Below are 8,878 nucleotides of genomic sequence, written 5' to 3'. Positions count from 1 at the left end.
ACGATGATGCCGTCGAGGTCATCGATCTGCGCGGACTGATAAAAACTGGTTTTGTTGAACTTTCCCTGGTCAACCATCATGTAGCCCTGGTTTGAGTTGGTAAGGTACATATGCTTGATCATGGCCGAGAAGTCGTGCTCGACGGTAAAACCGTGGTCGGGGTGGAATCCGTCGGCACTGACAAACGCCTTGTCGGCATGTAGTTTGCTCATGCAGTCGAGCGTTAGTGCGCCCGCGAGATAGAGGTGGCCCTTGCGCACGGAGCCGCCCAGCAGCACTACCGAAGCATTGGGGAGATTGAAGCTGGCGTAGTTCGCGATTGCAAGATCGCCGGTGATAATGGTGATCTCACGCTTGTCCATGAGGGCCTTAGCGAAGTAAAAGCCTGTGGTGCCGATATCAATTACCAGAACATCGCCATCATCAACAAGAGTTGCTGCGGTTGCGGCGATGGCCTCCTTGGCCTCGACTTGGACATTGATGCGCTCCTCGGGATACGAGATTGCGTTGGAGCGAGAAAGCGATACCGCTCCGCCGCGTACGCGACGCAGCTTGCCTTCGGATTCCAACGAGATGAGGTCGTGTCGTGCGGTGACTTCCGAAACCGAAAAACGGCGAACGATGTCGGATACCGAGATATTTGGCTTTTCGGCCAGCCAATTCATGATAAATCGCTGACGCTCGGCCGGTGAAAGGTCTGAAGTAGATGCCATATGCCGCTCCTTTTGAACAAAAGGTAAAAAGATGCGCCTTTCGTAATCGAAATATAACGTATCGATATGAAAAGAACAAGGCAAATTCGAATGAATCAAAAGAACGGAATGGCATGTCATAAATGCATGCGTAGCAGATAGTTCGCACGTAAACGGGCTATAAAGAGTCTCATTCTGAAGGTGCCGCCCAAAAGAAGTACGTTCACGCCCGATATTCGACCGTTCACGGAAAGCTGACAATTGAGATTTCGATAGCTTTTGAAATGGTTTATAAAAGAAAACCGAAAAGCTTTTGAAACAAAGAAGAAGGCTTTCGATAGCAATAGTGTTAGATGAGAAAGGACCGAACATGGCGATCAAGGTGTTTGCCGACGGCGCTAACCTCGAGGGCATGCTTGACATGCATGACAATGGCAACGTTCAGGGCTTCACGACCAATCCTTCCCTTATGAAGGCCGGCGGCGTGACCGACTACCGCGCTTTTGCCAAGACGGTTCTTGAGCACATTACTGATGTGTCGGTCTCTTTTGAGGTATTCGCCGACGACGAGGCGGGTATGGAAGCCGAGGCTCGCGAGATCGCAACCTGGGCAGACAACGTCTACGTTAAGATCCCGGCGCTCAACACCAAGGGCGAGTCCACTGCCGCGCTGGTCAAGCGCCTTTCTGCCGACGGCATCAAGGTGAATGTCACCACTATCTTTACGCCCGAGCAGGTCGACGAGTTTGTCGATGCCGTTTCTGCTGAGACCCCCTCTATTCTGTCCATCTTTGCCGGTCGCATTGCCGATACCGGCGTCGATCCGCTGCCCCTCATGGCGGAGTCCGTAAAGAAGGCTGCCGTTAAGCCTGCTGCCGAGGTTCTCTGGGCGTCTACGCGCGAGGTCCTCAATATCTTCCAGGCGGAGTCCGTTGGATGCCAGATCATTACGGTCCCCAATGCCCTTCTTGCCAAACGCAAGAATTTCGGGAAAGATTTGCTTGAGTACTCGCTTGATACGGTCAAGGGCTTTGCCCGCGACATTCAGGCGCTTGGTTTTCACATCCTGCCCGAGGAGTAGGGGACGAGCATGCTGACTGATCTTCTTAAGCCCGAGCTTGTTGCCTGCCACGTCGAGGCCTCCGACTGGGAGGAAGCGATCAGGGCATGCGGTAAGTTGCTCGTAGACGCTGGCAAATGCGACCAGAGCTATGTTGACGCCATGATTTCATCGGTTCACAAATTCGGCCCCTATATGGTCTTGGAAGAGGGCATCGCCATGCCCCACGCTCAGGCAGATGGCAATGTGAGTGAAGCGGGGATCTGTATCGTCACGCTTGACCCAGCCGTTGCGTTTGGACACGAGGATTTCGATCCGGTTCACGTGCTCGTGGGTATTTGCGCACCCGACCCCAAGGCTCATCTTGGCTGCTTGGCGGAGCTTTCGCAGATGTTTGAGGACGAGGACTGCATTGCCAAGCTCAGCGCATGCGATACGCCCGAGCAGGTTTTGGAGACCATGCGTTCATTCTTTTAGGCCTTAATGGCACGGCGATGCGTCGCCGCTTTTGGATAGACGGAAAACCGTCACGTGTAGGAGAGGAAGGTTGCCATGCATATCATCACCGTATGCGGAAACGGCATCGGGTCCAGCCTGATGCTCGCTGGCAAAGTCGAGGAGCTTTGCGAGGAAGAGGGCATCAAGGCCGACGTTGAGTCTATGGACCTGAACGGTGCTTCTTCCGCAAATCCGGATCTGTTCATCACCGTTAAGGAACTCGCCCCCGAGCTCCACGGCAACGTTGTGATCGTTCGCAGCTATGTGAACAAGAAGAAGATCCGCGAAGACGCCCTCGAGGCAATCAAGGCGGCCGCCGCTAACGCCTAAAGCGGCACAAAAAAGGGCGGTTCCCTGTGGAAGAGGGAAACGCGCCCACGTTAGAGAGAAAGGAAGCGCAGATGCAAGCCATCCTTCCCATACTTGAGTTTATCCAATCGATTCTGACCAAGCCAGCGTGGATTATGGGTCTATTTGCCTTTGTGGGCCTTGTCGCGCTTAAGCGCCCTGCCCACAAGGTGATGACGGGCACCCTGAAGCCCATTCTTGGTTACATCATGCTGTCTGCCGGCGCCGCTGTTGTTCAGGAGAACCTTGCTCCGCTGGGTACCTTCATCGAGACCGGTTTCCACATCACCGGCGTCGTGCCCAACAACGAGGTCGTCGTTTCGATGGCTCAGAGCGTCCTCGGCGTTCAGACCATGATGATCCTGATTCTCGGCTATGTCGTGAACATTATCATTGCCCGCTTTACCAAGTTTAAGTACATCTTCCTGACGGGCCATCACAGCATGTTTATGGCCTGCCTGCTGTCTGCCGTTCTGCAGGCATCTGGCTTCCAAGATGTCCAGCTTGTCATCGTGGGCGGCATGTTCCTGGGCCTCGTGAGCGCTATGCTTCCCGCCGTTGGTCAGCGTTTCACCGAGAAGGTTACCGATGGCGATGAAATCGCCATGGGCCACTTCGGTTCACTCGCCTATTACATCTCCGCTGCAGTCGGTACGCTTTTTGCTAAGGACGCCGAGGAGAACAGCACCGAGAAGATCGAGGTTCCCGAGAAGTTCGCCTTCCTGCGCGATACTACCATCTCCACGGCTCTTACCATGGCCTTCTTCTACCTGGTTACCGCTTTCGCCGCTTACATCGCAGATCCTGCGGTCGTTACCAAGACCGCTGGCGGCGACAACGTGATTGTCTATGCCCTGACCTGTGCCCTGTCCTTTGCCGTTGGTGTCACCATCGTCTATAACGGCGTTCGTATGATCCTTGCCGACCTGGTCCCGGCTTTCCAGGGCATCTCCAACAAGCTGATCCCCGGTGCCATCCCCGCCGTCGACTGCGCCGTCTTCTTCCCCTATGCTCCCACCGCCGTCATCCTCGGCTTTGTCGCATCCTTCATCGGTGGCGTGGTCGGTATGTTCATCGTGGGCGTTACCCTGGGCATCTTCATCATCCCGGGCATGGTTCCCCACTTCTTCTGCGGTGCTACCGCAGGCATCTACGGCAATGCTACCGGCGGTCGCAAGGGCGCAGCTCTTGGCGCTTTCGTCAACGGTCTGCTCATCACCTTCGCCCCGGCCCTGCTCCTGCCCGTTCTTGACGTCTTTGGCTTCAAGAACACTACGTTCGGCGACTTCGATTTCTCCGTCATTGGTATTACGCTTGGCCGCGCTGCCGAGGCCTTCGGTACCACCGGTGTCTACGCGATTCTCGCCGTCCTTCTGGTCGTTGCCTTCGTCCCCAACTTCATCCACACCAAGGGTGCTGTGATCAATCACGTTGAGGAAGAGTAATCCAGGCATACGTTAAGCCCTAATCGGGCGGAGCTCCGATAACCGGCTCCTACACGGAAGCGGTGACGTCTCAATCGAGGCGTCACCGCTTTTTGCTTTGGAGCGATTGTGAATATGAGCCGGCGAGGCGCTGCTTCTGTTCCGTGAACGGAATCAAACGCAATGATCGGCAAAAACGTTTTGCCGCTGGGGCGTCGATATAAAAATGGTAAATCTGCAAAACCGTTCGCCGAGAAGATAAAAAACCGCAGTTCACGCCTTGATAAACGTAGATAAAGTGTTTAGCAGTTTATCGGCCGTATGCTAACGAAAGGAATCAGGCAGATGGCAATCAAGGTGTTCGCTGACGGTGCAAACCTCGAGGGCATGCTCGACATGTACGAGAGCGGCAACGTTCAGGGTTTCACGACCAACCCGTCCCTTATGAAGAAGGGCGGCGTGACGGATTACCGCGCGTTTGCCAAGGAGGTCCTGGCCCACATCACCGATGTGTCCGTGTCGTTTGAGGTCTTTGCCGACGACGTCGAGACCATGGAGGTCGAGGCCCGCGAGATTGCTGCCTGGGCCGAGAACGTCTACGTCAAGATTCCGTGCGTGACCACCAAGGGCGAGTCCACCGCCGAGCTGGTGCACAAGCTTTCGGCCGACGGCATCAAGGTCAACGTCACCACCATCTTTACGCCTAAGCAGGTCGACGAGATGGTCGAGGCTGTTGATGCGGAGACGCCGTCCATCATCTCGCTCTTTGCCGGCCGCATCGCCGACACCGGCGTCGACCCCATTCCGTTTATGACGGAGTCGGTCAAGAAGGCAGCCGCCAAGCCTAACTGCGAGGTCCTGTGGGCATCCACGCGTGAGCTTATCAACATTTACCAGGCAGAAGCCTGCGGTTGCCAGATCATCACGGTGCCCAACAGCATCCTGGCCAAGCGCAAGAACATCGGTCGCGACCCGTACGAGGTCTCGCTCGATACCGTGCGCGGCTTTGCCAAGGATATCGCCTCGCTCGGGTTCCACATCCTGCCGTAACGCGAACACTGGCTGCGCCGAGGGTTGTTCGCCCCGGCCTTTCCTTTCCCTATCGCTCACGCGCTTCGCGAGGGTCGCGCTAGGTAAAGGAAAGGCCGGGGCTGCCGAAACGAGCTTGCCGGCAAGTTAGCACTCGGCTTCCATATCCTGCCGTAGGCAAAGGTACCCCCGCCTGCGACGTGCAAAATTGAGAGTATTCAGCAAGGTAAAGGCTTTTACCAGCTGGTTGAAGCACGGAACAGCCCCCGTTTTGGCTCTGACGACGCTAAAACGGGGGCTGTTTGTGACTATATTGCCTCTGAGGGGCGTTCGGAGCGGCGGAAATTGCAGAATACTCGCGATTTTGCACGTCGCTACAGGGGGTACCCTTGCTTTGGCGGTTTATTTCCCCTGCACCATGGTGAGCGAGATCTTCTTGCGGTCGCGATCGACCTTTTCGACCCACACCTTGACCGTGTCGCCGACGTGCACCACGTCGCTTGGGTGCTTGACGAAGCGGTTGGCCAGTTTGGAGATGTGCACGAGGCCGTCCTGATGCACGCCCACGTCGACGAAGGCGCCAAAGTCGACGACATTGCGCACCGTGCCCTTGAGCTCCATGTCGGGTTCCAGGTCGTTGATGGAAAGTGCCGAGCGGCTAAAGACCACCTCGGGCGCGTCGTCGCGCGGGTCGCGGCCGGGCTTCTTGAGCTCGTTGACAATGTCGATGAGCGTGAGGGTGCCGCAGTCCAGGTCGCTTGCCAGCGCCGAGATACTGCCCAGACGGCGCTCGATGTCGGGCACGCCGCCGCGGCTGAGCTCGCTTGCCGCAACGCCGGCACGCTCCAGGACGGCCGTGGCCACCTCGTAGCTTTCGGGGTGGACGCTTGTCGCGTCGAGCGGGTTCTTGCCGCCGCTGATGCGCAGGAAGCCCGCGGCGTTGAGATATGCCTTGGGTCCCAGCTTGGGGACCTTCTTGAGCTGGCGGCGATCGGTAAAGGCGCCGTTTTCCTCGCGGAAAGCCACGATGTTTTTGGCCACGCTCGGCGTGATGCCCGATACGTATCCCAGCAGGCTCGCGCTCGCGGTGTTCACGTCGACGCCCACGCGGTTAACGACGTCCTCCACCACGTGGCCCAGGGTGCGCGAGAGTTCGGCCTGGTCAAGGTCGTGCTGGTATTGACCCACGCCGATGGACTGGGGCGGAATCTTGACGAGCTCTGCCAGCGGGTCTTGCAGGCGGCGGCCCAGGCTCATGGCGCCACGTACGGTGACGTCCAGGTCGGGATATTCCTGGCTGGCGAGCTCGGAGGCGGAGTACACCGATGCGCCGGCCTCGTTGACGATGGTGTAGCGAAGGCTGGGCGCCTGCTCGGCAATGAACTCCGAGACGACTTCCTCGGTCTCGCGGCTGGCGGTGCCGTTGCCGATGACGATGGTGTTGACGCCGTCCTTCTTGACGAGGCGGGCGAGCTCGCGCTTGGTGCCGGCGACGTCGTGGCGCGGCTTGGTGGGGTAGACCACGCCGTGGTCGAGCAGCTTGCCGGTCTCGTCCATGACGGCGACCTTGCAGCCGGTGCGGTAGCCCGGATCGAGCGCGAGCACGCGGGCGCCGCGCACGGGGCGCGCCGAGAGCAAGCCCTCGAGATTCTTGGCAAAGACGTTGATGGCCTCGGTCTGGGCACGAACGGTGAGTTTGGCGCGGGCCTCGCGCTCCAGCGAGGGGGCCATGAGGCGCTTGTAGCCATCGGCGATGGCGGCGTCAAAGACGGGAGCAAACACGCCCTGGCGACGGGGCCAGCGGCTGCCGAGGCGTGCCGTAGCGGCAGCGCCGTCGACGTTCACGCGCACGCGGAGCTTGCCCTCACGCTCACCGCGGTCGATAGCCAGCACACGGTGGTTGGGGATGCGACGCAGCGGCTCATCATAGCTGTAGTACGGCTCGTAGGGGGTCTTCTCGGCGGGGTCGGTGGCCTCGACGACGATGTCGGCGGTGTTTTGCGTAAAGGCGCGCAGGTCGGCGACGTTCTCGGGGTCCTCGGCCACCGTCTCGGCCACGATGTCGGCGGCGCCGGCGAGCGCCTTCTCGGGCGTGTCGAAGCCGGCCTCCTCGTTGACGTATGCCGCGGCGGCGTCGAGCGCGCTGCCCTTGGCCGAGGCCTGCATGATGACCATGTTGGCAAGCGGCTCCAGACCTGCCTCGCGGGCCTTCTGCGCGCGGGTCATGCGCTTTTTACGGTAGGGCTTGTAGAGGTCTTCGACGCGCTGGAGCTGTGTGGCCTCGCGAATCTGCTGCTCGAGCTCGGGCGTGAGTTTGCCCTGGGCGTCGATGAGCAGGATGACGTCCTCTTTACGCTGTTCAAGATTGCGCAGGTAGGACAGGCGCTCGTCGAGCGCGCGCAGGGCAACGTCGTCCATGCCGCCCGTTGCTTCCTTGCGGTAGCGCGAGATAAAGGGGATGGTGTTGCCCTCGTCGATGAGCTTGACGGCTGCCTCGACGTTGGCGGCCTTAAGGTTGAGCTCGCGGGCGAGCTGGGCGATAAGATCCATGGAACTTCCTGTCTGTGAGTACGTTACAGGTGCATGAGCCACCCAGTCTACCACCCGCCCGCGCCGCGGCTGCAAAGAAAGCCCCGCGGGCAGGAGGCTGCTCGCGGGGCAAAGAAGAGGGGCTTATTTGTGGCGGACCGAGGGGCTCGGCATGGGGTTTCTGTCGCGGCCGCTCTTAAGGCGTTACAGCTCGACGAGCTGGCCGGTCTCGGCGGCCTCCTTGACGGCGTTGAGAAGCGTGAGCGTCTTGACGTTATCGGCGGGGGTTACGACGGGCTCAACTTCGCGGCGGACGACCTTCACAAAGTGCTTGAGCTGCATCTTGTGCGGCAGCGCCGGGTCGACGGCCGGAATCTCCATCTGCAGCGGCTTGTGCCAGTTGGAGGCGCCGTCGTAGGAGAACTGGTGCAGGCGGGGCAGCGACAGGGCGCCTTTGGTGCCGCCGATGAAGTAGGCGTCGGCGTCGAAGGGGCGGTACTGCGGATCCTCGCGGGCGGTCGCCTCCCAGTTCCAGGGGCTGGCGGTGGCGTCGGAGATGGTCATGCTCGCGAGCGCTCCGTCGGCAAAGCGAACGTTGACCACGGCGGAGTCCTCGGTCTCAAAACCGCGGGCGGCGCTGGACTGCATGCCCTGGACGGCGACGGGCTCGCCCAGCAGGTAGCGGAGCAGGTCGACGTCGTGCACCAGGTTGACCAGGATCGGGCCGGCACCCTTCTTGCGGCGCCACTCGACATCGAAGTACTCGTCGTTCTTATAGATCATGTAGTGGAAGCTCGACACGGTGAGCTTGCCCAGCTCGCCGGACTCGATGATCTCCTTGGCCTTGTTGACGAAGGGGTTGTGGCGACGGTGCTGACCCACGAGCACGGGCACGCCGGCGGTCTCGGCCTCGGCGGCGAAGGCCTGGGCATCTTCGAGATCGTTGGAGATCGGCTTTTCGACCAACGGCACGATGTTGCGCTTGATGGCCTCGCGGGCAACGCCTAGGTGCAGGTCGTTGGGGGTGGCGATGATGACGGCCTCGGGCTTGACCTCGTCCATCATCTGGGCGGGATCGGTGAAGAACGGCACGCCGGCGGCCTCGGCCGTGGCGCGGGCGCCCTCAAAGGCGTCGGCGATGGCGACGAGCTCGGCCTCGGGCTCCTCGGTGACAAAGCGGATGTGGTTGCGGCCCATGGCGCCGGCGCCGATGACGGCAATGCGGACGGGGTTGAGCTCAGACATTTCGACTCCTTAATACTGGTGGCTTGGAATGCGGCAAGAGGACGGCCCTTGCC

8 protein-coding genes are annotated in these 8,878 nt (G+C 59.7%); 5 read left to right on the top strand and 3 right to left on the bottom strand.

Annotated features, from left to right (window positions below; all coding sequences use genetic code 11):
• Positions 1-713: DeoR/GlpR family DNA-binding transcription regulator (locus DXC67_RS10380; RefSeq protein ID WP_158551298.1), on the bottom strand; the 713-nt coding region annotated here is incomplete at its 3' end.
• 349 nt (positions 714-1,062) lie between these two features.
• On the opposite strand from DXC67_RS10380, the gene DXC67_RS05865 reads away from it, so the two are divergent.
• From DXC67_RS05865 to DXC67_RS05845, 5 genes are all read left to right on the top strand, one after another.
• Positions 1,063-1,773 (top strand): transaldolase, encoded by a 711-nt coding sequence (locus tag DXC67_RS05865; RefSeq protein ID WP_117564350.1) that lies wholly within the window; start codon positions 1,063-1,065, stop codon positions 1,771-1,773.
• A gap of 9 nt (positions 1,774-1,782) precedes the next feature.
• Entirely contained in the window at positions 1,783-2,229 is a 447-nt protein-coding gene (locus DXC67_RS05860; RefSeq protein ID WP_117637697.1) for a PTS sugar transporter subunit IIA, read from the top strand.
• A 75-nt stretch (positions 2,230-2,304) separates the two neighbouring features.
• The gene (locus DXC67_RS05855; protein WP_022094539.1) at positions 2,305-2,580 is read left to right on the top strand and encodes a PTS sugar transporter subunit IIB; all 276 of its coding nucleotides are present in this window, start codon (positions 2,305-2,307) and stop codon (positions 2,578-2,580) included.
• Between the two features lie 71 nt (positions 2,581-2,651).
• Positions 2,652-4,043, top strand: a complete 1,392-nt coding sequence (locus tag DXC67_RS05850) for a PTS ascorbate transporter subunit IIC (RefSeq protein ID WP_117637696.1) — start codon at positions 2,652-2,654, stop codon at positions 4,041-4,043.
• Between the two features lie 324 nt (positions 4,044-4,367).
• Positions 4,368-5,072 (top strand): transaldolase, encoded by a 705-nt coding sequence (locus DXC67_RS05845; protein WP_233503180.1) that lies wholly within the window; start codon positions 4,368-4,370, stop codon positions 5,070-5,072.
• A gap of 381 nt (positions 5,073-5,453) precedes the next feature.
• Here DXC67_RS05845 and DXC67_RS05840 read toward each other — a convergent pair whose 3' ends face one another.
• Both DXC67_RS05840 and DXC67_RS05835 read right to left on the bottom strand, forming a co-directional pair.
• The gene (locus DXC67_RS05840) at positions 5,454-7,601 is read right to left on the bottom strand and encodes a Tex family protein (protein ID WP_117637694.1); all 2,148 of its coding nucleotides are present in this window, start codon (positions 7,599-7,601) and stop codon (positions 5,454-5,456) included.
• Between the two features lie 183 nt (positions 7,602-7,784).
• Positions 7,785-8,825 (bottom strand): Gfo/Idh/MocA family protein, encoded by a 1,041-nt coding sequence (locus tag DXC67_RS05835; protein ID WP_117637693.1) that lies wholly within the window; start codon positions 8,823-8,825, stop codon positions 7,785-7,787.
• Positions 8,826-8,878 lie beyond the last annotated feature (53 nt).

The sequence above is a fragment of the Collinsella sp. TF07-1 genome (genome assembly GCF_003437235.1).
Classification (GTDB): Bacteria; Actinomycetota; Coriobacteriia; order Coriobacteriales; family Coriobacteriaceae; genus Collinsella.
Note: the sequence above shows the minus strand (reverse complement) of the source record. Positions and strands in the feature narration are given on the sequence as shown.